We start from the raw sequence: 26,159 nt of genomic DNA, 5'->3' as shown, positions 1-26,159 counted from the left end.
AAATCAAGGAAAGCTGTTGTGGAAAAACACAAGATAAGGTATAATAAAATTACTATATATGTTTGATTTGTACATGCAAATGAAAAAAGTAGAAAAATGAAACAGCGAAATATTAAAGTTTAAGGAGGGAAAATAATGTTAGACCAGTCTTATTACACAAAGGCAGACGAGATCATTGAACATTATGGACGAAAAGCTGCTTCTCTGATTCCGATTATGCAGGACATACAGGCAGAATATCGCTATCTGCCGGGAGAGCTCCTGACTTATGTGGCAAAAGAGATCGGCGTGAAAGAAGCAAAGGCCTACAGTGTGGCAACTTTTTACGAGAATTTTTCTTTTGAGCCGAAAGGAAAGTACATTATTAAAGTCTGTGATGGAACAGCCTGTCATGTGCGTAAATCTATGCCGGTCAAAGAGGCGATGATGAAGGAGCTGGGGTTAAGCCATAAAAAACATACCACAGACGACATGCTCTTTACAGTAGAAACCGTTTCCTGTCTGGGAGCCTGCGGTCTGGCTCCGACGCTGACTGTAAATGATGAAGTACATCCGAAAATGACACCAGAAAAAGCCGTTGAATTATTAGAGGAATTGAGAGGTGAAAGTAAATGAATATAACCAGTAAGGAAGCTTTAATTACTCAGAAAGAAGCGGTACAGAAACATCTGGATTCTTATACCTGCCGTGTTCTTATCTGCTGCGGTACTGGCTGTATGGCGTCTGGCGCCCAGAAAATATACGATGAAATGTCTGTTTTGTGTAAGGACGTAGAGGGAGTTACCATCGAAATGCAGAAGGATATTCCTCATTTACACGTTGCGAAGACAGGATGCCAGGGACTTTGTGAACTGGGCCCCCTCATGCGGATTGAACCCTATGATTATCAGTATGTAAAAGTACAGGTGGAAGACTGTAAAGAAATTGTAGAAAAAACTGTCCTTCAGGGAATTCCGGTGGAAAGACTTTTCTACAGCAGCAATAATGAAGTCTGTCCTCACCCCGATGATATTCCTTTCTTAAAACTGCAGACCAGAATTGTACTGGAAAACTGCGGAAAAATTGATGCGGAATCCATTGATGAATATATTGCAGCAGGCGGTTTTTCAGCCCTTTCCAAAGCTTTATTTGAAATGACTCCTCAGGAAGTGATTGACGAAGTCAGCAAATCCGGTTTACGAGGAAGAGGAGGCGCCGGTTTCCCCGCTGGAAAGAAATGGGGACAGGTAGCCAGACAGCCGGAAAAAACCCGTTATGTAGTATGTAACGGCGACGAGGGAGACCCGGGAGCATTTATGGATGGCTCCGTTATGGAAGGGGATCCCTATAAAATGATAGAAGGTATGATCCTGGCTGCCTATGCAGTAGGAGCTCAGGAAGGTTATATCTATGTACGTGCAGAATATCCTCTGTCCGTTAAGAGACTGCGGATGGCCATTGCCCAGGCAGAGGAATACGGACTTTTAGGCGATCATATTATGGGAACGGACGTAAGTTTCCGCTTACATATTAACCGGGGAGCCGGAGCATTTGTCTGTGGGGAAGGTTCTGCCCTGACTGCATCTATCGAAGGAAACCGCGGTATGCCTCGTGTAAAACCGCCCCGTACAGTAGAGAAAGGACTTTTTGAAAAGCCTACGGTATTAAATAACGTAGAAACCTATGCTAACGTACCGAATATTATTCTGAAAGGCGCCGACTGGTTCCGCACCATCGGAACAGAGGGAAGTCCGGGAACGAAGACTTTCTCCCTGACCGGTTCCATCGAAAATACAGGATTAATTGAAGTACCTATGGGAACCACCCTGCGTCATATTATTTATGACATTGGCGGCGGACTGAAAAGCGGCGCGGCATTTAAAGGCGTTCAGATCGGCGGACCATCCGGCGGATGTCTGGTAGAAGAACATCTGGATCAGCCTCTGGACTTTGATGCAGTGAAGAAATTTGATGCAATCATGGGATCCGGCGGTCTGGTAGTTATGGACGAGAACACCTGTATGGTGGAAGTGGCCAGATTCTTTATGAGCTTTACTCAGAGAGAATCCTGCGGAAAATGCGTTCCCTGCCGGGAAGGTACCAAGAGAATGCTGGAGATCCTGGAGCGGATTGTAGACGGCAAAGGCAAGATGGAAGATCTGGATCAGCTGGAAGAGCTGGCATCCATGGTTAAGAGCATGGCTCTGTGCGGACTGGGCAAGAGTGCTCCGCTTCCGGTTATCAGTACTCTGAAACGTTTCCGGAAAGAATACGAAGAACATATTGTAGATAAAAAGTGCAGGGCGAAAGTATGTACTGCAATGCGTCAATTCCATATTAATCCAGAGTTTTGTAAAGGCTGCGGAAAATGTGCGAAGAACTGTCCGGTGGGAGCGATTACCGGTGTGCGCAAGAAAGCCTATACAATTAACAACGAGCTTTGTATTAAATGTGATACCTGTCGTGACAACTGTGCATTTGATGCAATATATGTGGAAGCATAGGAGGGAGGATCAATATGGGACATATGATAATTGACGGTAGAAAAGTAGAATTTACCGATGAAAAAAATGTGCTTTCTGTTATCAGGAAAGCCGGAATTAATATACCGACACTTTGCTATCATTCAGAAGTTTCAACCTTCGGAGCCTGTCGTCTGTGTACGGTGGAAGACGACAGAGGAAGAACCTTTGCTTCCTGTTCTGAAGAGCCGAGAGACGGAATGGTAATTTACACCAACTCCGGAAGAGTTAAAAAATACAGAAAGCTGATTGTTGAATTATTACTGGCGGCTCACTGCAGAGACTGTACTACCTGTGTAAAGAGCGGAGAATGTATTTTACAGGAACTGGCGCACCGTCTGGGCGTTCATGAAATCCGCTTTGAAAATACCAGGGAGCCAAGAGAACTGGATTTAAGTTCTCCTTCCATTGTCAGGGATCCCAATAAATGTATCCTTTGCGGTGACTGTGTACGTGCCTGCGAAGAACTGCAGGGAATCGGCGCTTTAGGTTTCGCTTTCCGCGGTACCGATGCCATGGTTATGCCGGCATTTAATAAGAAAATTTCCGAAACTCAGTGTGTCAACTGCGGCCAGTGCCGGGTATACTGTCCGACAGGAGCTATTTCCATCCGCACGAATATGGATGAAGTCTGGGATGCTCTTTCCGATCCAGATGTACGGGTTGTGGCACAGATTGCTCCGGCAGTTCGTGTGGCAGTAGGAGATGCCTTCGGTCTTCCTAAGGGAAGAAGTGTTATGGGAAAAATTGTTAACGTGCTCCACCGGATGGGATTTGATGAAGTTTACGATACCACCTTCAGCGCCGACCTGACGATTATGGAAGAGACGGCAGAATTCCTGGAAAGAGTGAAGAAGGGAGAAAATCTGCCTCTTCTTACTTCCTGCTGTCCGGCATGGGTGAAATTTGTAACAGACCAGTATCAGGATTTTGTTCCGAATATTTCTACCTGCCGTTCCCCACAGGGAATGATGTCTGCTGTTATTAAGGAATACTTCCGGGATCCGGAACATTCCAAAGGCAAAAAGACATTTATGGTATCCATTATGCCATGTACTGCCAAGAAGATGGAAATTAAGCGCCCCAACAGCTTTACCAAGGGTGAACAGGATACAGACGTGGTACTTACCACCACAGAACTGATCCGTATGATTAATAATACAGGAATTGATTTCGCTTCTCTGGCTCCGGAAGCCTGTGATATGCCATTCGGATTCGGTTCCGGCGGCGGTGTTATCTTCGGCGTTACCGGCGGTGTAACAGAGGCAGTTCTGCGCCGTCTGTGCCCGGAACATACAAAGGCTGCCATGGATGACATTGCTGAATGCGGTGTCCGCGGCGAAGAAGGAATTAAAGAATTTTCAATTCCGTACGAGGGTATGGACGTAAAGATTTGCGTTGTGAACGGTCTGGCCAATGCCAGAATTGTCATGGATAAGGTGAAATCCGGAGAGGCCCAGTATCACCTGATTGAGGTAATGGCCTGCAGACGAGGATGCATTATGGGCGGCGGACAGCCTACCAGAGCAGGCGTACGGACCAAATCAGCCCGTATGAGAGGACTGTACAATGCAGATAATACTACAATTATTAAGAAATCCGATGAGAACCCAATGGTTCTTGAGTTATACGAGGGACTGTTAAAAGGAAAAGAACATGAACTTCTTCATAATGACAGCTATTAATCGGGTATAAAGAAAAACCCCCTTGCATATATATGTAGTAATAGATTGAACTACGTATGGCAAGGGGGTTTTTTATGGAGAATTTTAATGTTTACAAAGATATACAGGCACGTACAGGCGGCGATATTTACATAGGAATTGTAGGTCCTGTACGTACGGGAAAGTCTACCTTTATCCGCAGATTTATGGAAGTTCTGGCTCTTCCGGCGCTGGCGGAAAATGTTCAGAATGAGGTCAGAGATCAGCTTCCTTTAAGCGGATCCGGGAAATTAATTACCACAGTGGAGCCAAAATTCATCCCAAAAGAGGCGGTGGAAGTCCGTCTGGGAGAAGAGATGAAAGCCCGGGTGCGGCTGATCGACTGTGTGGGCTTTCTGGTGCCGGACGCGGCGGGACATCTGGAAGAAGGAAAAGAAAGAATGGTGAAAACCCCCTGGTTTCCGGAGGAAATTCCTTTTTCCAAAGCCGCTCAGATTGGGACAAGAAAAGTGATTGAGGAGCATTCCACCATTGGCCTTGTTCTGACGTCGGATGGATCCTTCGGAGAAATTCCCAGGGAAAACTTTCTGGAGGCGGAAGAAAGAACCATTCAGGAGATGAAAGCCCAGAACAAACCGTTTCTGGTGATTGTGAATTCCCAGAAGCCCTATAAAGAAGAAACCCTGGAAATTGCCGGGAAAATCCAGGAGAAGTTTCAGGTTACCGCCATTACTGCCAACTGCGAACAACTTCGCCGGGAAGATATTAACCGTATTTTAGAGAAAGTTCTGTATGAATTTCCGGTCAGCCAGATTCAGTTTTACATTCCCAAATGGATAGAAATGCTGCCTGACAACAATGAACTGAAGGAAAATCTTCTGATGCAAATCAAAGACAGAATGAAAAATTTCTCCCATATGCGGAATTTTACCAGAGACTCTGTAAAAATGGAGGGACCTTATGTACAGGAGGTTCTTCTGGAAACTCTGGATTTGGCCACAGGAATTGTGCGGATCCGCATTCAGGTGAAAGAGTGTTACTATTATCAGACTCTGAGTCAGATGACCGGAGTGGAGATGGACAGCGAATACCAGTTAATCCATACCATCAAAGAATTTGCCAAAATGAAACAGGAATATGTAAAGGTTCAGGCTGCACTGGAATCTGTCCGGGGATGCGGATATGGGGTCGTGGTGCCGGAGCTTGCGGAAATTCAGCTGGATGAGCCAAGTGTAATCAAACAGGGAAATAAATACGGAGTGAAAATCAAATCCAAAAGCCCGTCCATCCATATGATAAAAGCCAATATTGAAACAGAAATCGCCCCCATTGTGGGAACGGAAGATCAGGCAAAGGATTTAATTACTTATATTAAAGGAAGTGAGGACAGGGGAGAGAGCGTCTGGGAAACCAATATTTTCGGAAAATCTGTGGAACAGCTGGTGGAAGACGGGATTCGGACTAAGATCGCCGGTATCACAGAGGAAAGTCAGGAAAAACTCCAGGATACCATGCAGAAAATTGTCAATGACAGCAAAGGCGGCCTGGTTTGTATTATTATATAAAAAAGCCTCGGGGACACCGGTGCGGCAGAAGCTGCGCCGGTGTTTTGAATGAAACAGGGAACGAAAGCAGATTTTGTCTTGTATTCTGACAGGAGATAGATTAAAATTGAAAAGGAAGTTCAGATTTTTACACTTCAGATAATAAAAAGTTCAACACAGTTGTAGAGAGTTTGGAAACATAGTAAGATGAGAACTGAAAGTTTTCAGAGAGGGCAGAGAGAAGTGACAGGTTTAACAGATGTACACTGCCATCTGCTTCCCCATGTTGACGATGGATCCAAAAGCCTGGAAGAAACCATGGAAATGCTGAAACTGGAGTATGAGAACGGGGTAAGGACAATTATTGCAACCCCCCATTACCGCAGAGGAATGTTTGAGACACCACAGGAAGAAATCATCCGCCAGTTTCACCGGGTGAAGGAATGTATGCACAGGCAGAACCTGCAGATGGAGCTGTACCTGGGATGCGAATTACATATCTGTACAGAGATGGTATCTTTATTAAAAGAGAAAAAAGTTTCCTCCATGGCAGATTCCAGATACGTTTTAACGGAATTCCCCTATTACATCCATCAGGAATCCATGCAGAAATCCCTTTATGAATTGATTCGTTTCGGGTATGCGCCCATTCTCGCCCATGTGGAGCGTTATGAATGTGTGCAGAAAGATCTGGATTTTCTGGAAGATCTGGTAAGTATGGGGGCCAGAATCCAGGTAAATGCCGGAAGCATCATGGGAGAAAGCGGAAGAGCAGCTAAAAGGTTCTGTAAAAAATTAATGAGAGCAGATTTGCTGGATTTCATTGGAACAGACGGACATGGAAGTAAGTACCGGAAACCTCTGATGGGGGCCTGTGCAGCTTATGTAGAAAAGAAAGAGGGAAGTGCTTACGCCCGCAGAATTTTTTGGGAAAATCCCCGGAAACTATTGGAAAATAAATGACAGGAGAGAAGAATGGAACAGAATTTACGAAGTACAGAGGAAATTGAACTGGATTTAGGAGAAATTTTAAGAGCGCTGCTGAACAGACTGGGAATTATTCTTCTGGTTGGCGTATTGGGCATGCTGGCGGCAGTCATCGGGACGAAGTTGATGATTACGCCTGTTTATCAGTCTACCACAAAAATGTACGTGCTGACCAGGCAGGACGGAAGTACACTGACCAGCAATGACATTCAGACCAGTACGTTTCTGACCAAAGACTACACAGAACTGATTAAGAGCAGAACGGTAATCGAAAATGTGATTGCCGAACTGGAATTAAATATGAATTATAACCAGCTTCTGGGGAAACTGGTCGTGGACAGCCCTACGGATACCCGTATTATTTCCATCAACGTTCAGGATGAAGATCCTTATGTAGCTGCGGAGATTGCAAATGCAATCCGGGACGTGGCTTCCGAACATATTAAAAACGTAATGGATATTGAGGCGGTAAACGTGGTGGAAGATGCCAATATTCCCACGTCTCCCATCAGCCCTAATATCTCCAGAAACGGTCTGCTTGGAGGCCTTGCAGGAATCTTTGTGTCGGCTGCAGTGGTGCTGCTGATTTATTTAACGGATGATTCCATTAAGAACAGCGAAGATATAGAACGGTATCTGAATCTGAGTACCCTGGGCAGTATTCCTATAACGGAGAGCGAAAAAAGGGGAAAACAAAAGAGCAAAAAGAAAAACCGGCTTCGCGGACAAAAAGCGTAAAAGTACAGGAGGAATGAATAGTGAATAAGGTAAAAGTGGTACGCACTGCTCTGGATTATGCCGCAGATGAGGCTTATAAATCTCTGCGTACAAATCTGCAGTTCTGCGGAGATGATAAAAAAGTAATTGCTTTAACAAGCTGTACCCAGAATGAAGGCAAAAGTAATGTGGCATTTCATCTGGGAGTCTCTCTTGCAGAAGCGGGAAAAAGAATTCTACTGGTAGACGCGGATCTTCGTAAATCGGTACTTTTAGGCAGAGTTCAGGTTCAGGAAGAAGTAAAGGGGATGACCCATTATCTGTCAAAACAGGCGAAACTCTCAGAGGTTGTCTGTGTGACAGACATCCCTAATTTCCATATTGTGTTTGCAGGCCCTGTTCCGCCCAATCCGGCAGAACTTTTAGGCGGCAGATATTTTAAGGAATTTGTCCAGACAATGAGAGATATTTACGATTATATTCTTATCGATACCCCGCCGCTTGGAAGTGTAATCGACTGTGCCGTTGTTTCAGAATGCTGCGACGGCGTGGTTCTGGTAATCGAAGCAGAAGCAATCAGCTACCGTTTTGTCCAGGAAGTAAAGCGGCAGCTGGAGAAAGGAAACTGTCCGATTCTGGGGGCGGTTCTGAATAAAGTCGATATTAGCAAAGAAGGATACGGAAAATATGGCCGTTACAGAAAATATGGTAAATACAAACGATATGGAAAGTACATTCGTTACGAATAGAAAACAGGAGGGCCCGTTATGAAAAAAGGGATTATGACTCTCGTGATCCTTGGCTGTCTGGTTCTGGGCGGAATCTTCTTATATCTAAAGATAGATGCAGATACAACCCCTCCTGAAATTCATGTGGACAATGAGAACCTGGAGTATCAGGCAGGAATGGATGAAGAACAGCTATTGGAGGGAGTAACTGCAGAAGATAACAGAGACGGAAATGTATCCAGTTCTCTGGAGGTAGAATCCATTTACATATCAGAAGAGAAAGAGACGGCGACGGTTGTGTACGTAGCCAAAGATTCCAGCAACAACGTGGCAAAGCTGCGGCATGCTGTGAAATGTAAAGAGGGCAGCCTGCAGGAGTCAGATGAGAATACAGAACAGGAAGAGACTCAGGAAGAAACTTCACAGGGAGAGAATACCACAGATGAAACAGTAGTGGACGAAACTGTGCAGGGAGATTCCACAGAAAAACAGGAAACCGAAGCATCTTCGGATCAAAAAGCCCAGGAGGCAAAGAAGCTTCAGGAAGAGAAGATACAGAGTCTGGATGCGGGAGCGCCCAGAATTTATCTGAAAGAGTATTATGTTGAGATGAAGGTGGGGGATACCTTTGAACAGCTCAGTTACGTTTCCGATATACAGGATGACAAAGATCAGTCAGGAGACTTATACAAAAGAATCCAGATTCAGGGAGAAGTGAATACGGCTGCTGAAGGAACCTACACACTGACCTATTATGTGACAGATTCGGAGAATCATATGTCCAACCAGGCAGAATTAACTGTGGTAGTGGGAAAAGGAGAGACAGATGGCAGCGGTAATGTTTAAAATACAAACCCAGTATAACAAAAAAGAGATTCTGAAGCTGCAGTGGATGACAGGACAGAAAACAGCCGTCCGGAATCTGATCATCTGCCTGGCTGTTGGAGTGATATACATCGGACTTTTTATTTATAATCAGGTTACCGGGCAGAGTTCCGGGAGTCTCTTTCACATCGGCGGAAACATTGTGGACGGAATCCTCATCGGACTGCTGGCAGTCTGCGTGGGGCTGATTTTTCTCCTGCCGTATTTACAGGCAAGGAAAGTGTATAAAAAATGTCCGGGAGGCGTTTTAAAAGCCAATTTTTATTTCTATCAGAAGAACTTTCAGTATGGCTGGGGATCACAGTTTGAAACCATACCATATTCCGCAATACAGGAAGTAAGATATATCAAAGACGGAATATATCTGGAAGCCAATCAGAAAGGATATTGGATAAAAGACGATTTTGTAATCGGAGAGAAAGAAAACTTCCTCAAATTTATGGAATCGAAAAATGGAAAATTTCATAATGCTGAAAAATAATCGCAGAAAGTTAAGATGAATAAAATCTCTTACAAATGGGAAACTGTTTGTAAGAGATTTTTTATGTAACAGGAAATTCCTCTTTGTTCTTATGAAAATTCCGGGCGGCTGCGCAAGATTGCGGGAGGCGATAAGGGTATGAAAAAGCAGGTCTTAATTTTAACTACAACTCATGATTTTCTCGGGAAGTTTGAGATGGAAAACGTAAAGCTGCTGCAGCGCATGGGCTATGTGGTGCATTATGCGGCAAGGATGGAGGAACCTCATTATATATCGGACAGGGAAAGGCTGGAAAGAATGGGCGTACAGATTCATTCCATTGAAATCGCCCGTTCCCCGTACGTCCTGCGGGACAACCAGAAAGCTTTAAAACAGATCCTGAAGCTGATAAAGCTCTATCATTTTGACATTCTGCATTGCCATACACCTGTGGGCGGAGTTCTGGGAAGACTGGCAGGGAAGTTAAGCGGAGATAAAAATCTTACGGTAATCTATACGGCCCACGGATTTCATTTTTATAAACAGGCGCCCCTTTGGAACCGTCTGGTATATTACGGAATCGAAAAGCGGCTGGCCAGGTTTACCGATATTCTGATTGTAATTAACGAAGAAGACTACCGTCATGCAAAGAGATTTCATCTGAAGAAGGGCGGGAAGGTGTACAAAATTCCGGGCATCGGTCTGGACAGAAAACGGTTTCGGCCTCTGAGCCAAAATGCCCGAAAGGCTTTTCGCAAAAAACTGGGAATTCAGGAAGAGGACTTTTTCCTGGTTTCCGTAGGAGAATTAAATGAAAATAAAAATCACAGAATCCTTCTGAAAGCATTTCAGATAGTAAAAGAAAATTATCCCGATGCCGGAAACTTCCGTCTGGGAATCTGCGGAGACGGGTTTTTAAGAAGGGAACTGGAGCGTCAGATTCAGGAACTGGGACTGGATGAGATGGTTTCCATTTACGGCTACTGTCCCAAAGTCTGGGAAATTCTGGGCTGTGCGGATGCTTCTTTATTTCCCTCTAAAAGAGAAGGCCTGGGAATGGCGGCTCTGGAGTCTCTGGCTATGGGGATTCCGGTTATTGCCTCAGACAACCGGGGAACCAGAGAATATATGGAACATAAGAAAAATGGTTTTGTCTGTCATTATGAAGATGCCGGTGGATTTGCAAAAGGGATTCTGACTTTAAAAGAGATGAGTAAAAGGAAAAGGGAGCAGATGTCCCGTTACTGTATTGCCTCGGCCGAACCTTTTGATAAAAAATACGCAAATGCCGTTATGAAGAGAATTTATCTGGAAGTGAATCAGAAGGTGGAAAGGAATTTCTATGAGAAACCGTGTGAAAATCAGTATTATTATGAGCGTGTATAATCCGGAAAAGAAAAAGATATTTCTGCAGGCTGTCCGTTCCGTCATCGCTCAGAGTTTTAAGGAGTGGGAGCTTCTTTTGTATGACGATGGTTCCGGGAAAGAAAGCGCAGATTTTATCCGGAAAGCTGCTGCCATGGATGAGAGAATTGTGTACCTGAGAGGCAGCCGGAATCTGGGGCTGGCTGCCGCCTTAAATATTTGTATCAGTTATGCAGCAGGGAAATATGTGGCAAGAATGGACGCCGATGATATTGCTAAAAAGGAGCGTCTGCAGATACAGTACCGGTTCCTGGAATCCCATCCTCAGTACCAGTGGGTGGGAAGCAATGTGGAACTGATAGATGAATACGGCGTCTGGGGCCTGCAGAGAATGCCCCGGATACCGGGAAAATGGGACTTCCTGCTGTATTCGCCCTTTGTTCACCCCTCGGTCATGTTCCGTAAGGAGACTTTGATAAAAGTAAACGGTTACTGTACGTCCAGGGGACTTTTGCTGTGCGAGGATTATCAGCTCTTTATGAAGCTGTATAGAAACCATTACAGAGGATATAACATTCAGAAACCTCTTTTGCAGTACCGGGAAACCTATAATTCCTACAAAAAGAGACGGCTTCTCCGCCGTCTCAGAGAAGTGCGGCTTAAGTATCACGGATTCAGGAAGTTGGGAATTCTTAAGCAGAGGACCTTTTTCTATGTGTTAAGGCCGCTGGCCGCGGGGGTTATTCCGGTTCCGGTTCATTATTATCTGAGACGGGTATGGAACAATCCGGGAGAAAAAAGGAAGGACTATAGGTGGAAGGAAAATGGAAAGCGCCAGAGAACGAAGAAAGAAGTATCAGAGATATTTAGCTCAGAGGCCCTGCCTGTACCAGGCCGCAAAACTGGGAGAAAGAAATAAGAATGAGGAATGCAGTGTAGTCTGTAATTATGTGCTGGGACCGGCCCTTGCCGGTTTCCTGCTGTGGGTGTTAAACGATGCAGTAAAGACCGGGAAGAGACGCCTTTATTTTATGGCAAGAGACGGATATTTCATGTACCGGGCGGCGTTGATTTTCTGCGGAAGATTCCACCTTCCCGTGGAATGCAGATATTTAAGCTGTTCCCGTTACTGCGTCCGTCTCCCTGCTTTCCATCTGAATCAGAAGGCAGCGTTGGAGTACATCTGCAGGGATGCGCTGGAAGTGACTCTGGGCACTGTTTTCAGCCGGGCGGGACTGACCACGGAAGAGATGCAGGAAGTTCTGGCGGTCTGTCCCTTTCCCTGGTCCTTATCTGAGAAACTGGCTTCTTCTGATCTGCCGAAAATCCGGCAGAAGCTGGAACACTGCGGGCGGTTCCTGCACTATATGAATCAGCATTCTCAGAAGGAAATGCCTAACCTGGAAGGGTATCTGAGACAGGAAGGGCTGCTGGACGGGATTTCAGACGCGGTGGTAGACAGCGGATGGACAGGATCTCTGCAAAAAACACTGAACGAAGTATTAAGCTGCATGGGAAGAAAAAAATCTCTGAAAGGTTATTACTGGGGGCTCTATGAGATTCCGGCTCATGTGCGCAGGGAGGACTACCGATGCTATTACTTTGGCCCCCGAGGCAAAATCAGGAGGAAAGTTTATTTTAATAACTGTCTCTTTGAGGCGGTATATTCAGCGCCCCATGGGATGACTCTGGGGTATGTCCGCCGGGGAGAACTGTATTACCCCATATATGAAGAAATCGTAGAAAAGAGAAAGGATTTTACACAAAAAGAGGGCTCTTATCTTATGGAGTACGTCCGGAATCTGGCGGAAAATACGGGGACTTTCGGAATAAAGGAGATTGGCTTTTGGCAGGACAGGAAAGTAATTGAGAAATTATTCCGTCTTTTTATGTGTCGTCCTACAGGCAAAGAAGCGGCCGTTTTCGGAAGAATCCCTTTCTCCGATGAAGGGCTGGGAAGGGAAGAGGCGCCTCTGGCGGCAGAAATAAAACCGCAGGATTTAAAAGGCAGCAGGATCTTCAGACAACTGATGCACCGCCTGAAAGGAACGAAAAGAAAAGGGCGAAGGAGCGCCTGGCAGGAGGGAAGTATTGTCCTTTCCAGAAAGAATGTAAACAGAAATCTCAGATCCTATACCCGGTACAAATACCTGCGCTTTCTTAAGAAGGAGGCAGAAAGAATCAGGAAGGAGACGGCTTTAAGACATGGCTGAAAGCAGAGGGAGAAAACAGTACCTGTTTGTGATTGGGCAATTGACCGAACGGGAGTTAAAAAGAAAATATGCCAGATCCTATTTGGGGATTTTCTGGAGTGTTTTAAACCCTCTGCTCTCCATGGCAGTGTTGTCCCTGATTTTTTCCCGGATGTTTCGCCGCTCCATTGAAAACTACCCCATTTACTATCTGACAGGTTTTCTTATCTGGCAGACATTTACGGGAGCCACCAACGGAGCCATGACTGCGCTGGTGGATAATAAGGCTCTGCTGATGAAGGTGAAAGTCCCTATGGAAATCTTCCTTCTGTCGAGGGTTTATACCTCTTTCATTAATCTGGGATATTCGTTTTTGGCTTATCTGATCATGCTGTTTGTTTTTCGCCTCCGTCTTTCCTGGACGATGCTGCTTACTCCGCTGATCCTGGGCGGCCTGTTTTTGTTTTCTCTGGGGATGGCGCAGATTCTGGCTGTGGCCTATGTGTTTTTCGGGGATATGAAACATTTGTATTCCGTGATGCTGACCTTATGGATGTACTGTTCTGCCATCTTTTATCCGGTGGAACAACTGGAGGGCGTTATCCGGATTGTGGTTTTAAACAATCCCCTGTTTGCGATGATTGACGGGGCCAGAAAAGTCATGATGTACGGAACCCTTCCCTCTTTGCTTCAGTGGGCGCAGATTCTGATCTGGTCGGCGGGACTTTATTTTGCAGGTGTGTTTGTGTTTCGGAAAAACAGGAATCTGCTGATGCAGAAAATCTGAGGAGGAGAGGCAGTAATGGAAGAGACAGAAATTTTGGTGGAACATGTGAGTATGGAATTTAAAAGAGTGAAAAACGAAGCCTCCAGTCTGAAAGAGGCTATCCTCAGAAAAATCCGCAGAGAGTATACCTGCCAGGTGCAAAAAGCCCTTGACGATGTCAGTTTTCAGATTCATAAGGGAGAAGTGGCGGGATTGATTGGCACCAACGGATCCGGAAAAAGTACCATGCTGAAGATTATTTCCGGGGTTTTGACTCCCACCCGGGGCAGGGTGGAAGTGGACAAAAGCAAGGTGCAGTTACTGACACTGGGAACGGGATTTGACGGAGAACTGACAGGAAGGGAAAACGTGTATCTGAACGGAGCGCTCATCGGTTATTCCAGAGACTTTCTGGACCGGAACTATGGAAAGATTATCGAGTTTGCCCAACTGGAAGACTTTATGGAAGAGAAAGTGAAAAACTATTCTTCAGGTATGGTCTCCCGGCTGGGATTTGCCATTGCCACAGCGGGAGATACCCCGGAAATTCTGATTCTGGACGAAGTCCTCAGTGTAGGGGATTTGTTCTTCCGCAAAAAAAGCGAAAAGCGGATCCAGGAGATGATCCACAGCGGCTCTACCGTTATAATCGTCTCCCATTCCACAAACGTCATACGCCAAAATTGTACGAAAGTAATCTGGATTGAAAAAGGAATCTTAAAAGCAGTGGGAGAACCGGAGGCAGTCTGCAGAGCTTATGAAGAAAACGGGAAGTAAAAAGGATTGGATTTACCAAAAAATAGGAAATCGCATGCCTTGGATACGCGAGAAGTATCGAAAGATAAAGGAAGAAGGAAAACTGCTCTATACCCGGGGCAGCGAGTCCTCACGGGCAGCAAAGGAAAGTCCCCGGGAACTGGCCAAAAGACTGGGGAAATATGAAATTCTTTCGTTCGATGTATTTGATACCCTTCTGTTTCGGCCGTTTTCCGCACCGGAAGATCTGTTTTACCTGGTGGGAATAAAGCTGGGATACCCCAATTTTAAGAAGCTTCGGATGCAGGCGGAAGAAAGGGCAAGAAAGGAAAAATATGATAAGGAGAACACAAGGGAGGTCACCTTTGAAGAGATCTGGGAAGTGATGGAGAGGGAGACAGGAATTCCCAAAGAGGCGGGGATGCAGGCAGAGTGGGAGACGGAATACGACTGCTGTTACGCCAACCCCTATATGATTGCTTTGGTTGGAGAATTAAAGAAACAGAAAAAGAGAATCCTTGCGGTATCGGATATGTATTTAGGCCGGGAAAGGATAGAAAAACTGCTGGAACATGCCGGCTACGGGAACTTTTATCAATGTTTCGTCTCCTGCGACTACAAAACCTCCAAAAGCCAGGGAGGCCTCTATGAAGTAGTCAGAAAAACCATGAAAATATCCCGGGGCTATATTCATATAGGAGATCAGTTTCATTCGGATTACAGGCAGGCAAAAGAGCACGGGATGGATGCATATCCGGTGATAAACGTAAATCAGAAGGGAAACCCATACCGGACATTTTCTATGTCAGAGATAACCGGGAGCATCTACAGAGGAATCTCCAATAGCTGGATTTACAACGGACTGAAAATATATTCCAGAGAGTATGAGTATGGTTTTTTATACGGCGGCCTGTTTGCAGTGGGGTACTGCCGGTATATTCATTGTTATAAAAAAGAACATCAGATTGACAGACTGCTCTTTCTCTCCAGGGACGGGTATGTACTGTTAAAAGTCTACCGGCTTTTGTTCCCTGAAGAAATAAAGAACACCCGGTATGCGTTCTGGTCCCGGCTGGCGGCTCTGAAAATAACGGCTCCCTACTTCCGGCAGGAATATTTCCAGAGATTCCTTTACCACAAGCAGAATCAGAAATTTACGATCGCTCAGATACTGAATCAGATGGATCTGAAGGAGTTTTTGTTCCCTCTGTGCCGGACTATGAAATTAGAGGCCGGGGAAGAACTGACGAATAGAAATGTGGAAAAAGTAAAAAAATATTTAACAGATTCCTGGAGTGAGGTTCTGGCCTGCTACAGCAGACAGCAAAAGGCAGGCGGCCTTTATTATAAGGAGCTTCTGCAGGATAGCAAAAAGGCTGCGGCAGTGGATATTGGCTGGGCCGGAAGCGGAGCTTTGATGCTGGATTATGCCGTGAACCAGATGTGGAAACTCTCCTGCCCGGTGACAGGAATTTTAGCAGGGGCCGTTGGGGCAGGCTCCCCGGAGACCAGCGGGTATGAGCCTTTCTTCTTTCAGGGGAAAGTCACCAGCTATCTGTATTCTCAGAGAGAAAACCGGGATTTATGGAGGTCTCACCATCCGGAAAAAGGCCACAATCTGTACTGGGAACTTCTTTTAGGCGCGCCCCAGGGAAGTCTGAGAGGGTTTTATTTAAAAGACGATAATACTTATGAAATACGGCTGAAAGAGCCTCCGGCACAGGCAGAACGAATCCGGGACATCCACAGAGGCATCCTGGATTTTGCAGAATTGTTTCTTCAGACGGAACAGCGGCTGGGGATGGAAATTCCAGTCAGCGGAAGGGATGCCTATGGCCCCATGCTTTTGGCGGAAAGTGAGAAAAATCACAGATTTATGGAAGAGTTGGAGGATTTGATGGATGACATACATGTGGGATGAAAAAAACTCAGGCAGGAAAGTATTGTATCACGCAGTAAGCTCCTACCAGCTTCTGGAAGTTCTGCTGCATAAAATGACGTACCACAGTGAGGACAGAGCCGTCCTTATTCTTCCGGATTTCATTACGAAAAAGTACCCCCAGTACAGAAAACTGAAGGCAGATCATTTCTTCGATCAGGTGTATCTTTTCCCTTACCTTCATATCTACCATCGGGAAGAAGAAGAGATTTTAAAAGATACCGTGAAATTCTACGGACAGTATATTCCCTGCGAAATTACAGAATTTGATAAAATCTATGTGGCGGGAGCCCATTTCTATTTCTCACTTTATCTGCTGCTGAATCAGATTCCCTTCATATTCTTTGAGGATGCGGCGGGGATGCTGAGCCGCTGGGAAGAACTTGGTGAAGGGCTGAAAAAGAAGTTCCCCGTTCACGGAGAAATTGCCGGAAAGTACGGGCTTTTCAATGGAGCCAACCCCTGTGTGGAAAGGATTATCTGCCTGAAGAAGGCTCAGACCATAGATGTTTCCGATCCCATTTATGAAAATTTTTCGGTGGAGGAAGCTCTGGAGAAATGTTCTGTGGGGAAACGGAAAAAGCTCATCCATTTCTTTTTGAAAAAGCGGATTCGTACAAAGGCGCAGGCCATTTTGCTGACCCAGCAGTTCAGTAATCTGGGATATATGACAGAGCAGGAACAATACCGGCTTTATACCCGGGTAAAAGAGCAGATGCCAAAAAAGGTGAGAGTGATTATTAAAAAACATCCCGATGATTCGATGAATTACAGCGGAATCTTTCCCGAAGCAGAGGTCATAAAGGAAACCTTTCCTTCGGAACTGCTTCCCTACGTGTTCTGGAAAAAGCCCAGAACTTTGTATTCTGTAAATTCCACAGGATGCGAGAATCTGGAGAACCATTTCATTATCAGGAAACTGGGAAGAGAGGAGGAAACACAGTGAAAGGGTTAATCCTTGTAAATTCCGTATACCAGCTAATTACAGCCATACAGATTCAAAGAACTTTTCTGAAAGGCGCCGGGGCGGATCTGCTGCTCACTGACATTATCCCCTCCTTAAAGGATTATGGGAGGAATCTGGAAAAACTCCATTTATTTGATCGGATCCTTTACGGGGAAACAAAGGAGCTGAGCAGGAAATATGCGGTGGGAAAAGAGGAGGAAATTAAGGAAGGATTTAGAAACCGGGAACAGATTTTCCGGTGGATCTTAAGTGATTCTCTGGCTTCATATGACCAGGTTTATTTTTCAAATTTTGATACTTTTACCAGGATGCTGGCCTGTAAATATGACGCTTCTTCCTGTGAATTTATTTGTTTTGAGGACGGATTTTCCACCTATGTGATCGACTATCTGAGAGAAGACCGGGCCAGCGTGAACCGGACCCAGGAAGGCCGAAAGATAAAAGAGAAGCTGAAGAAAGTACTGCTGTACGAACCTCATCTTGCCGTACGCCAGGATACAGTACCAAACGAAGCCCTCCCTAAAATCAGCCGGGAGGATACCGAACTGAAAGAGATTTTAAATCAGGTGTTTGATTATAAAAAACCGGATAAGATGGAGGGTTTTTTGTTTTTGGAACAGTCTTTTCGGGCCGAGGGAATTGTAAGCAATGAGCTGGATTTAATCAGAAGCTGCCGGGAACTGACCAGAGGGAAACCTTTTCGGGTAAAACCTCATCCCAGAAATACCCAGATCCTTCCTTACCGCAGGGGAATCGCTCCCCATGGAGAAAAAGAGGCGCCCTGGGAATTGTATTTACTCAATGAAGAACCGGAGAAACTGGTGCTGCTTACCGTATGTTCCAATGCGGCCCTTACGGGCCGGCTGCTATTTGGAATGGATATTCCCACAGTAATGCTGTACCCGCTGTTTGAAGGCAGGGTTCTGTGGAAAGAAGACGAGCTTCTAAAAGAATATCTGGAGAAATTTCGCAGACAGTTTGCCGGAAGAAATTACTATGTGCCCCAAACGATTTATGAGCTGAAAAGCATTCTTGAGTATCTAGGAGGAAGCTATGGACAGTAAATGGAAAGTATCGGTGATTATCCCGGTATATCAGGTGGAAGATTATTTAGAGAGGGCCGTGGACAGCGTTCTGGCCCAGACGTTACAGGAGACAGAAATTGTACTGGTGGACGATGGAAGCCAGGACGGATCCGGGGAAATCTGCGACGCCTATGCTGCCCGCTATCCGGAGCGGATACAGGTGATTCACAAAGAGAATGAAGGTCTGGGGATGGCAAGGAACACAGGAATAAAGAGAGCTTCCGGAGAATATCTTGCCTTTCTGGATTCGGATGATACGGTAGAGCCGCAAATGTACGAAACCATGTATCAGAAAGCCGTGGAAGAAGACTTTGATATTGTAATGTGTGATGTGAAAATTATATACGTAGAGGAAAATCGGGAGACGGCAGTCTCTTCCTACCATAAAGAGCGGGTGGAGATGGCAGATTATATCGTCAGAGGAAATAACATCACATACAGTGTGAATAAGCTGTTTCGTAGAGAAATCTGGAAGAATCGGAGATATAAAAAGATGCTCTTTGAGGACATTTCCCTGATTCCTGCCCTGATGACCAGATATCCCAATGTGGGATATGTGCCCCGTCCCTTTTATCATTATTACCGGCGGGCCAATACCCTTTCCACTACGTATACGGGAGAAATGACAGATATTATTCAGGCCTTCCGTGATTTTATCAATGAGAGTGAACCTGCTTACCGGGAGGAAGTTATTTACTGTACGGCCAGACAGTTATACTGGAATATGATGCAGTCACGCCCTCTGTTTCGGGCAGATTTCATTGAACTTCTGAAAGAATATAAAAAAGATTTTCTGTTGAATTCTTATCTGAAAAAAGACGAAAAGGTAAAAGAAATCCTGAAGTTTACAGAGGAAGAAGTAATACCGGAACAGTTTCTGTGTGTTTCCTTTCAGGAAGAGATTCCGGAAGAATATTTCCATACTCTGAAAAAGAATTTCCCACAGGCAAAAGTGCTGCAGATCCGGGAGGAAGATTACAGGAAAGAGGAGCTTCCGCCCATGATCCGGGAGGCCATGGAGCAGGGAAAGACGGAATATGTCCGGGAGTATTATGGACTGAAAGCCCTTTTTGAACAGGGCGGGATTATACTGGAGCCCTGGATGCAGGCCTCTCTGAATCTGAAAAAGCTTCGGCTGAACCGGATCTTTTTCGGATTTGAGAATCAGGAAGAACTTACCACCGGGTGCTTCGGAGCTCTGAAAGGGCATTATATCATTCAGGGTCTGCTGGATTCTTATGAAAAAGATACGGTGTATAACCGGGCGTTTCTGCCTCTGAAAGAACGGCTTCGGGATTTCTTAATCGTGCATTTTCAGTTAAAGGTAAATGGAAGAACTCAGTTTCTGGGAAAGGAAGTACAGATCTACATGCCTAATATATTGTCCTATGACATGCAGGATGGAGAGAACTGCTGTAAAAGGATGGTGGCTGAAGTTCCGGAGGGCTATGAAGTAATCAGCAGCCAGGTATTACAGATGTGGTCGGATCGACTGTTAAATAACTGGAACCTGTATAAAGCAGAACAGAGAAAGAAAAATCCGGGTCTTCTCAAACGGCCCGCGGCTTTGCAGCCTTCCTTTTTGGGAACGGCAACCAGCCGGGAAGCCCAGGAAGAGATTGAGAAGGTGGTAAATTCCTATGAAAATTCTACCTGCTGGAAACTGACGAAACCAGTAAGAGCAGTGGGAAAATTGCTGAAAAAATAAAGGAGGCGCAAGATATGGATACGGCAGTGATTATTCCGGCCCGTTATAATTCCAGCCGGTTCAGGGGAAAACCTCTGGCAGACATATGTAACCGGCCCATGATCTGGTGGGTATACCATCAGATAAAAAAGTCCGAAAAAATAAAGCAGATCTATGTGGCTGCAGATCACAAAGAAGTGGAAGAGACCTGCAGACAGTATCAGATTCCGGTGCTGATGACCAGAGCGGATCATGCTTCCGGTACGGAAAGAATTTATGAAGCGGCGCAGAAAATCCCCGCAGATCTCTATATCTGCGTCAATGGGGACGAACCCCTTATAGAACCGGGAATTGTTGAGGCAGTTATTCCACGGAAAAGAGAGGGATTTTTTGCTGCGAATCTGATGACCACAATGTCCCGTCCTGCAGAAGTGGTAGATGAATCCAATATAAAGGTGGTGACGGATCCGGAAGGGTATGCCCTTATGATGTCCAGAAGTCCCATTCCCCACCCCAAGGCCCGCCTGGAATTCGATTATTACAAACATCTGGGCGTGCTGGCTTATTCCATGGAGGCTCTTCGATTTTTCGCAGAAACGGAAAAAGGAGAGCTGGAGAAGACAGAAGACATTAATGAGCTGCGCTTTATCGAACATGGAAGGAAACTGAAAATGATTCCTGTACAGGCGCAGACTCTGTCTGTGGATACGCCCAAAGATCTGGAATATGTCAGGGCCGTAATTCAGAAAAAACTGGAAAAGGGGGAACTGCGTTTATGAGTATTCAGGTACTGGACTGCACCCTAAGGGACGGGGGTTATATCAATGACTGGAAATTTGGCCGAAAGACCATTCAGGCAGTTTTAGACAAGCTGGAGACGGCTGGCATCGATATTATCGAGTGCGGTTTTCTGACAAAAATGGCAGAAGATGAAGAGAGCTCTCTTTTCTCCGGTGTGGAAGAGCTTAGGAAAGTTCTGCCGGAAAGAAAGAGAACGTCTATGTTCGTGGCCATGATCGCCATGGGAGAAAAGGAACTGCATCCGTCTATGCTTTCTCCCTGGGACGGCACAAGCATAGACGGAATCCGGCTGACTTTCCACAAAGAAGAAGTGGAGCTGGCTGTGGAATGGGCCGGGATTCTGATGGAAAAGGGTTATAAAGTGTTTATGCAGCCGGTGGGGACTGTATTTTACAGTGATATAGAACTTCTGAAACTGGTGGAGAAGATGAATGAACTACATCCCTTTGCCTTCTATATTGTAGACACTCTGGGAAGTATGTACCGCAATGATGTCTCCCACCGCTATTATTTAATTGATGAAAATATGAGCCCGGAAATCCGGCTGGGATTTCACGGCCATAATAATCTGCAGCTTGCATTTTCCAACGCCCAGGTACTGGGAAAAATCCAGACAAAAAGAACCCTGATCCTGGATTCCTCCGTCTATGGAATGGGAAGAGGAGCCGGAAATCTGCCCACAGAATTAATTACCCAATACATTAATAAAAACATTGCATCCCGCTACGATGCGGCGATGGTTATGGAGATTTATGACGAATATATTTCCGTTATACGCAAGGAGTATGAGTGGGGCTATACGATGCCTTATCATATAGCGGCCAGCCATGTCTGCCATCCGAATTACGCCTCCTATCTAATCAACAAACAGACACTGACCATGAAAGACATTGAAAAGATCATCCGTTCCATTCCGAAAAAAGACAGAGGGATCTATAGTCATAAACGAATCCGGGAACTTTATCATCAGTTTCAGAGCAGGAAAATCGACGACAGCAGGGCCGTGGAGAAAATCAGAAATCTGCTGGAGGGAAAGGAGATTCTGCTTTTAGCTCCCGGAAAAAGCCTTTCTGCAGAAGAGGAAAAAATCAGAGCCTATATAAAAGAAAATAACCCCTGTGTCATTTCTGTAAACTTTGTGGAGCCCGGATTTCCCATCCATGCCTGTTTTGTAAGCAATCATAAGCGAATGGATATTATAGAAAAAGAACTCCGGTATATGGGAGAACTTCAGGTCATTCTCACCTCCAATCTGCCGGCGGGGAGGGAGTACGGCCTTTATGTGGATTACGATCATTATACCAACGGGGATGAGATGATTTCCGACAACGCAGGTCTGATGCTTCTGTCACTTTTGCTGCGCTGCGGGATTAAGAAAGTCTGCCTGGCAGGTTTCGACGGATTCTATTATCGGTATGATGGAAATTATTATAATCGGAAATGGAGTCTTCCTCTGAACGAAGAAGAACTTCAGGAAAAACAGAAGAGAATCCGCAGGCAGATTCGGAAACTCTCGGAAAAAATGGAGATTACCTTTTTGACTCCTTCGATTTATCAGCAGGAGAAAGAGCATGTATAAGTGTATTTTATTTGACATGGACGGGACTCTGGTTAATTCCTATGAGGGGATTTATCATTCTTACCAGTGGGCATTAAAAAAAAGCGGTCATTCATTTCCCGGGGAAGGATTTGTACAAAAGGCCATCGGTCTGACCGTTCCCCAGGCACTGGAACGGTTGGGAAAGTTTTCGGAAGATGAGATTGCAGAACTGACAAAAGATTACCGGGAATATTATGCAAGGCAGGGAAAGTATGAGGCATTTCCCTATCCGGGGATTGAGACTCTGCTGAAGAAACTGAAAAAAGCCGGCTGCTTTCTGGGAACAGCCACATTAAAGCGAACCGACTTTGCAGTAGAGATGTTGGATACTTTCCGGCTGCTGTCTTTCTTTGATGCAGTCTGCGGTATGGATGAAAAGGATACCAAAACCAAGGCGGATCTGATCGAGGAAGGAAGACGTCTTGCAGGAGCGTCCAGAAAGGAGACGGTTCTTATCGGAGACAGTCTGTCTGACGCACAGGGCGCCGGGATGGCAGAAGTGGATTTTCTGGCGGTTACTTATGGATTCGGATTTCAGAAAGGGAACCTGCCGGAAGAAGTGAAGATAAGAGCAGATACTGTGGATGCTATAGAAAAGGTGCTAAAATTGTAAAAAATAAACGAAGAAAGCAAAATTGAATAAAGACTTTTTGAGTATAAAATGTATAATAGAAAGAAAGTAACAAATAAAGTGAGAAAGGAAAAAAGCATAAGGAGTGCAGCGCGGTTTGGTCTGCACTTCTTATGCTTGAATAAGAAAGTTGATTGATTTTGTGCCTATGGTTTGTGGCTTTGGGACGGCGGTTATCCAGTTTTCAATGGCTGTGTTACGCAATAGAAGTTCATGTTCTTCTTTCAAAATGGCGTATTCCAGTTCGTCTTCCCAATGAATACCGGAATTACTTAAGTATTTTACTTTTTTAATATAATGAACTTCTCGTCTCAGTCCGCACTTTTCCAGTACTTTCCACGAACCGATATTTTTCGGATGGCAGAGGGCGCACACACGATGAACCTTAAGAATCTTAAAACAATACTTCAACAAAGACTTTGTAATTTCTGTGGCATATCCTTTCTTCCATTCAGCTTGAATGAACAGCCATCCAACCCCTTACGTACAGTATAGTTACATTTCAATTACCTTTCTAACTGTATTCGCCGTTTCTACCCTCTCTTTACAAGAGCACACACGGTCGATAAAGAGAGGGTATGGTCAATTTCGTATACATTCTATTTGGATGTCTTTATCTTACCACACCTTCCCTGTGAGATCATCATCATCTTCTGTTAAAAAGGAAACCGGGTATCGGGTTTGAAAGGGGTTCGAGCGGGATTTTTTTCTGTACGGTAAATACGGTTCTGCTTTAGATCATATAAGACGGACCAGACGGTATCTTTACCGGTAGTTCTGTCATACTGGCAAAGAAATCCGTATTCTCCGCGCAGCAATCTTTTAGCTTCTTCTAACCCCATTTCCTTTGCGTGGGCTTCCAGAAAACGTGTCAGGGTCTGGTAGCGTGGTTCCGCCTGCCAGTCGTCGATTTTTTCGCTGTTCATCGCAGAAAGCGCAGAAGAGTGAAAACGGTTGGTGGCACAGACATAAGGTCTTTCTCCGGAGGGAGATATTTTGACTGTTTGGCCGCAGTAACTTTCAAGAACGACCAGATTTCCAAAGGAATCTGCCACTGTGAATGTTTGTGCAGAGCTGACTGGAAGTCTGTCCAGATGGAAAATTACTTCCTCCACGCTGCTGCATTTTTCCAAAAAGAAGCGGAGCAGAAGTCCGGCGTTTATCCCGGGACGAATGGAAGGGGGATATACGGAAGTTAATCCAACAGCCAGTCCCTTTTCATTGACGCCATCCTCCATTTGGACAAAGGCAGTTGTATTTCCGGTAAATGAAAAAGAATCAGTGGAAAAATGGTAGATTACATTCAGGTTGTTTTTTTCAATGGCAGTCAGGAAATCACTGTTACGGCCAAGCAGGATGGTATTTTCATTGGATACTGCAAAGCAGGAACACTGACAGGAAGGGGGTATGGCGTAGATGCTGAATAGCAGTCCCTGCAGAAGCTTTACGTCACAGGACTGTCCGTCTGCAATTCCCTGTATTTCATCAAGAATCTCCGGAAAGAATTCCTGATAGATGGGAAGGCAGTATTGGGCAAAGCGAAGCCGTTCCTCGGTAATATGAAATGGAATATTGTTCAAAATATAATTTGCGTGTTTTGCCAGCCGGGAACCCCATCGAAAACCGATTTCGTAGTGGTTCCCATGAAATCTTCCATGATACATAAGAACACTCTCCTTTAGTAAAATCAGAGAGCTGCCGGCAACTCTGTTTATAAGGGTAACTGAATAAAAAATTTATGTCAATAGCCAACTAGCAGAACTCAAGATCTTTCAAATCTGGCGGAAACTTTCTTTAGCCATTCTCGGATAGGAAGATGCTGCGGACACATTTTTTCACATTGTCCGCACTCAATACAGTCGCCCGCTTTTCCAAACTGTTCTGAAAAGTGGCTGTAAAGCATGGTCTGTGCCGTCCATGTCTTTGTTTCCAATTCTCGCATATCCGCATTATAAAGAGCAAAATATTTTGGAATGGCTATATTTTTCGGACATTTATTGATGCAGTAAGCGCAGTTCGTACAAGGTATGGCAATACTGCCATTGATGATGTCTGTCGCTTTCTGAACCAGTGTATATTCATCCTCTGTAAACGGAGTGAAGTTTTCCATATAGGACGAGTTATCTTTGACCTGCTCCAAATTGCTCATGCCACTTAAAACCAACATCACATTCTCATGGCTTGCCGCAAAGCGGATTGCCCATGAAGCGACAGACAGATCGGGATGATAGGAGCAAAACAGATTTTCTGCTTCCTGTGGGACATTGGCAAGCGTCCCACCCTTTACCGGCTCCATAACAATAACGGGCGTCCCATGTTTTTTTGCGGTTTCATAGCATTTACGGGATTGGATTGTGTCGTTTTCCCAGTCGAGATAATTTAGTTGTATTTGGACAAAATCAACTTCAGGGTGTTCGGTCAGAATCTCGTCCAGCACATCGGCGGTATCGTGAAATGAAAATCCGATATGCTTTACGAGTCCGGCTCTTTTCTTTTCGGAAAGAAACTCAAAGATATGGGTTTCTTCTGCCGCTTTGCGACGATTGCCGCCCATGTCATGGATTAAATAGTAATCGAAATAATCCACACCACACCGCTTAAGTTGTGTGGTGAAATATTCTTCTAACTCGCTTTCCTTATGGATAAGGATAAGGGGCATTTTATCGGCAAGCAGAAAAGCAGAACGAGGATAACGCTCCACAAGACACTCTTTCACGGCAGCTTCCGATTCCCCATTATGATAAAACCATGCCGTATCAAAATATTGGAATCCTTTTTCGAGAAAGAAGTCAATCATATCACACAACTGTTTCTTATTCGGCTGTGAAAAATCATCGTTTATAAGCGGCAGGCGCATAAGCCCAAAACCCAGTTTTTTCATGTG

Annotated in this window: 24 protein-coding genes; 21 read left to right on the top strand and 3 right to left on the bottom strand. The window is 45.1% G+C overall.

The genetic code is table 11. The features are described from left to right. Positions 1–135: 135 nt before the first annotated feature. The 21 genes from B5F53_RS12490 (at position 136) to B5F53_RS12390 (ending at position 23,257) form a co-directional block, all read left to right on the top strand. Positions 136–615 carry a complex I 24 kDa subunit family protein gene (locus B5F53_RS12490; protein ID WP_087223908.1) on the top strand — a complete coding sequence of 160 codons (480 nt, stop codon included), beginning with the start codon at positions 136–138 and terminating at the stop codon, positions 613–615. Then, complete coding sequence (locus B5F53_RS12485) at positions 612–2,483, top strand: NADH-quinone oxidoreductase subunit NuoF (protein ID WP_087223906.1); 1,872 nt, start codon at positions 612–614, stop codon at positions 2,481–2,483. The genes B5F53_RS12490 and B5F53_RS12485 overlap by 4 nt, the downstream gene beginning before the upstream one ends. A 14-nt stretch (positions 2,484–2,497) precedes the next feature. Beyond that, the gene (locus B5F53_RS12480; protein ID WP_087223904.1) at positions 2,498–4,186 is read left to right on the top strand and encodes a [FeFe] hydrogenase, group A; all 1,689 of its coding nucleotides are present in this window, start codon (positions 2,498–2,500) and stop codon (positions 4,184–4,186) included. Between the two features lie 74 nt (positions 4,187–4,260). Further along, positions 4,261–5,730, top strand: a complete 1,470-nt coding sequence (gene spoIVA, locus B5F53_RS12475) for a stage IV sporulation protein A (protein WP_087223902.1) — start codon at positions 4,261–4,263, stop codon at positions 5,728–5,730. A gap of 186 nt (positions 5,731–5,916) precedes the next feature. Further along, a complete protein-coding gene (locus tag B5F53_RS12470; RefSeq protein ID WP_242970311.1) occupies positions 5,917–6,672 on the top strand; it encodes a CpsB/CapC family capsule biosynthesis tyrosine phosphatase in 756 nt (251 codons plus the stop codon). A gap of 12 nt (positions 6,673–6,684) precedes the next feature. Then, complete coding sequence (locus B5F53_RS12465) at positions 6,685–7,434, top strand: YveK family protein (protein ID WP_087223900.1); 750 nt, start codon at positions 6,685–6,687, stop codon at positions 7,432–7,434. A gap of 20 nt (positions 7,435–7,454) precedes the next feature. Then, positions 7,455–8,162, top strand: a complete 708-nt coding sequence (locus B5F53_RS12460; RefSeq protein ID WP_242970310.1) for a polysaccharide biosynthesis tyrosine autokinase — start codon at positions 7,455–7,457, stop codon at positions 8,160–8,162. A gap of 18 nt (positions 8,163–8,180) precedes the next feature. After that, the gene (locus tag B5F53_RS12455; protein ID WP_087223896.1) at positions 8,181–8,987 is read left to right on the top strand and encodes an immunoglobulin-like domain-containing protein; all 807 of its coding nucleotides are present in this window, start codon (positions 8,181–8,183) and stop codon (positions 8,985–8,987) included. Continuing rightward, positions 8,968–9,507, top strand: a complete 540-nt coding sequence (locus tag B5F53_RS12450) for a YcxB family protein (RefSeq protein WP_087223894.1) — start codon at positions 8,968–8,970, stop codon at positions 9,505–9,507. The genes B5F53_RS12455 and B5F53_RS12450 overlap by 20 nt, the downstream gene beginning before the upstream one ends. A 138-nt stretch (positions 9,508–9,645) precedes the next feature. After that, on the top strand, positions 9,646–10,872 hold the full coding sequence (locus tag B5F53_RS12445; protein ID WP_087223892.1) for a glycosyltransferase family 4 protein: 1,227 nt from the start codon (positions 9,646–9,648) through the stop codon (positions 10,870–10,872). After that, positions 10,829–11,770 (top strand): glycosyltransferase, encoded by a 942-nt coding sequence (locus B5F53_RS12440; protein WP_087223890.1) that lies wholly within the window; start codon positions 10,829–10,831, stop codon positions 11,768–11,770. Before B5F53_RS12445 ends, B5F53_RS12440 begins: the two co-directional genes overlap by 44 nt. Beyond that, positions 11,676–13,064 carry a hypothetical protein gene (locus B5F53_RS12435; RefSeq protein WP_087223888.1) on the top strand — a complete coding sequence of 463 codons (1,389 nt, stop codon included), beginning with the start codon at positions 11,676–11,678 and terminating at the stop codon, positions 13,062–13,064. Before B5F53_RS12440 ends, B5F53_RS12435 begins: the two co-directional genes overlap by 95 nt. Further along, the gene (locus B5F53_RS12430) at positions 13,057–13,830 is read left to right on the top strand and encodes an ABC transporter permease (RefSeq protein ID WP_087223886.1); all 774 of its coding nucleotides are present in this window, start codon (positions 13,057–13,059) and stop codon (positions 13,828–13,830) included. Before B5F53_RS12435 ends, B5F53_RS12430 begins: the two co-directional genes overlap by 8 nt. A gap of 15 nt (positions 13,831–13,845) precedes the next feature. After that, on the top strand, positions 13,846–14,586 hold the full coding sequence (locus B5F53_RS12425; protein WP_087223884.1) for an ABC transporter ATP-binding protein: 741 nt from the start codon (positions 13,846–13,848) through the stop codon (positions 14,584–14,586). A 34-nt stretch (positions 14,587–14,620) separates the two neighbouring features. Continuing rightward, positions 14,621–16,486: an HAD family hydrolase gene (locus B5F53_RS12420; protein ID WP_140398248.1), complete on the top strand. Its 1,866-nt coding sequence runs from the start codon at positions 14,621–14,623 to the stop codon at positions 16,484–16,486. Beyond that, positions 16,467–17,450, top strand: coding sequence for a polysialyltransferase family glycosyltransferase (locus B5F53_RS12415; RefSeq protein ID WP_087223880.1), 984 nt, complete (start codon positions 16,467–16,469; stop codon positions 17,448–17,450). The genes B5F53_RS12420 and B5F53_RS12415 overlap by 20 nt, the downstream gene beginning before the upstream one ends. Beyond that, the gene (locus tag B5F53_RS12410; RefSeq protein ID WP_087223878.1) at positions 17,447–18,535 is read left to right on the top strand and encodes a polysialyltransferase family glycosyltransferase; all 1,089 of its coding nucleotides are present in this window, start codon (positions 17,447–17,449) and stop codon (positions 18,533–18,535) included. Before B5F53_RS12415 ends, B5F53_RS12410 begins: the two co-directional genes overlap by 4 nt. Continuing rightward, on the top strand, positions 18,525–20,264 hold the full coding sequence (locus B5F53_RS12405; RefSeq protein ID WP_087223876.1) for a glycosyltransferase family 2 protein: 1,740 nt from the start codon (positions 18,525–18,527) through the stop codon (positions 20,262–20,264). The genes B5F53_RS12410 and B5F53_RS12405 overlap by 11 nt, the downstream gene beginning before the upstream one ends. Before the next feature lie 14 nt (positions 20,265–20,278). Next, positions 20,279–21,022, top strand: coding sequence for a 3-deoxy-manno-octulosonate cytidylyltransferase (kdsB, locus tag B5F53_RS12400; protein ID WP_087223874.1), 744 nt, complete (start codon positions 20,279–20,281; stop codon positions 21,020–21,022). Further along, positions 21,019–22,623 (top strand): aldolase catalytic domain-containing protein, encoded by a 1,605-nt coding sequence (locus B5F53_RS12395; RefSeq protein WP_087223873.1) that lies wholly within the window; start codon positions 21,019–21,021, stop codon positions 22,621–22,623. The genes kdsB and B5F53_RS12395 overlap by 4 nt, the downstream gene beginning before the upstream one ends. Next, a complete protein-coding gene (locus tag B5F53_RS12390) occupies positions 22,616–23,257 on the top strand; it encodes an HAD family hydrolase (protein WP_087223871.1) in 642 nt (213 codons plus the stop codon). Before B5F53_RS12395 ends, B5F53_RS12390 begins: the two co-directional genes overlap by 8 nt. Positions 23,258–23,386: 129 nt before the next feature. Here the strand turns inward: B5F53_RS12390 and B5F53_RS20855 are convergent, their stop codons facing one another. From B5F53_RS20855 to B5F53_RS12375, 3 genes are all read right to left on the bottom strand, one after another. Further along, positions 23,387–23,743 (bottom strand): GNAT family N-acetyltransferase, encoded by a 357-nt coding sequence (locus tag B5F53_RS20855; RefSeq protein WP_275532206.1) that lies wholly within the window; start codon positions 23,741–23,743, stop codon positions 23,387–23,389. 188 nt (positions 23,744–23,931) lie between these two features. Further along, positions 23,932–24,939, bottom strand: a complete 1,008-nt coding sequence (locus tag B5F53_RS12380) for a C45 family autoproteolytic acyltransferase/hydolase (RefSeq protein WP_087223869.1) — start codon at positions 24,937–24,939, stop codon at positions 23,932–23,934. A 98-nt stretch (positions 24,940–25,037) separates the two neighbouring features. Beyond that, entirely contained in the window at positions 25,038–26,156 is a 1,119-nt protein-coding gene (locus B5F53_RS12375; protein ID WP_087223867.1) for an aldo/keto reductase, read from the bottom strand. Positions 26,157–26,159: the final 3 nt, after the last annotated feature.

Source organism: Blautia sp. An249 (genome assembly GCF_002159835.1).
Classification (GTDB): Bacteria; Bacillota; Clostridia; order Lachnospirales; family Lachnospiraceae; genus Blautia_A; species Blautia_A avistercoris.
The sequence above is the reverse complement of the archived record's forward strand: the minus strand, read 5'-3'. Positions and strand labels throughout refer to the sequence as shown.

Coding starts and splice junctions, on each gene's coding strand:
- B5F53_RS12415 (WP_087223880.1), top strand. CDS start 16,467: ATGACATACATGTGGGATGAAAAAAACTCAGGCAGGAAAGTATTGTAT.
- B5F53_RS12440 (WP_087223890.1), top strand. CDS start 10,829: ATGAGAAACCGTGTGAAAATCAGTATTATTATGAGCGTGTATAATCCG.
- B5F53_RS12490 (WP_087223908.1), top strand. CDS start 136: ATGTTAGACCAGTCTTATTACACAAAGGCAGACGAGATCATTGAACAT.
- B5F53_RS12455 (WP_087223896.1), top strand. CDS start 8,181: ATGAAAAAAGGGATTATGACTCTCGTGATCCTTGGCTGTCTGGTTCTG.
- spoIVA (WP_087223902.1), top strand. CDS start 4,261: ATGGAGAATTTTAATGTTTACAAAGATATACAGGCACGTACAGGCGGC.
- B5F53_RS12470 (WP_242970311.1), top strand. CDS start 5,917: ATGAGAACTGAAAGTTTTCAGAGAGGGCAGAGAGAAGTGACAGGTTTA.
- B5F53_RS12395 (WP_087223873.1), top strand. CDS start 21,019: ATGAGTATTCAGGTACTGGACTGCACCCTAAGGGACGGGGGTTATATC.
- B5F53_RS12425 (WP_087223884.1), top strand. CDS start 13,846: ATGGAAGAGACAGAAATTTTGGTGGAACATGTGAGTATGGAATTTAAA.
- B5F53_RS12485 (WP_087223906.1), top strand. CDS start 612: ATGAATATAACCAGTAAGGAAGCTTTAATTACTCAGAAAGAAGCGGTA.
- B5F53_RS12390 (WP_087223871.1), top strand. CDS start 22,616: ATGTATAAGTGTATTTTATTTGACATGGACGGGACTCTGGTTAATTCC.
- B5F53_RS12375 (WP_087223867.1), bottom strand. CDS start 26,156: ATGAAAAAACTGGGTTTTGGGCTTATGCGCCTGCCGCTTATAAACGAT.
- B5F53_RS12380 (WP_087223869.1), bottom strand. CDS start 24,939: ATGTATCATGGAAGATTTCATGGGAACCACTACGAAATCGGTTTTCGA.
- kdsB (WP_087223874.1), top strand. CDS start 20,279: ATGGATACGGCAGTGATTATTCCGGCCCGTTATAATTCCAGCCGGTTC.
- B5F53_RS12430 (WP_087223886.1), top strand. CDS start 13,057: ATGGCTGAAAGCAGAGGGAGAAAACAGTACCTGTTTGTGATTGGGCAA.
- B5F53_RS12480 (WP_087223904.1), top strand. CDS start 2,498: ATGGGACATATGATAATTGACGGTAGAAAAGTAGAATTTACCGATGAA.
- B5F53_RS12435 (WP_087223888.1), top strand. CDS start 11,676: ATGGAAAGCGCCAGAGAACGAAGAAAGAAGTATCAGAGATATTTAGCT.
- B5F53_RS12445 (WP_087223892.1), top strand. CDS start 9,646: ATGAAAAAGCAGGTCTTAATTTTAACTACAACTCATGATTTTCTCGGG.
- B5F53_RS12465 (WP_087223900.1), top strand. CDS start 6,685: ATGGAACAGAATTTACGAAGTACAGAGGAAATTGAACTGGATTTAGGA.
- B5F53_RS12405 (WP_087223876.1), top strand. CDS start 18,525: ATGGACAGTAAATGGAAAGTATCGGTGATTATCCCGGTATATCAGGTG.
- B5F53_RS12450 (WP_087223894.1), top strand. CDS start 8,968: ATGGCAGCGGTAATGTTTAAAATACAAACCCAGTATAACAAAAAAGAG.
- B5F53_RS12420 (WP_140398248.1), top strand. CDS start 14,621: ATGCCTTGGATACGCGAGAAGTATCGAAAGATAAAGGAAGAAGGAAAA.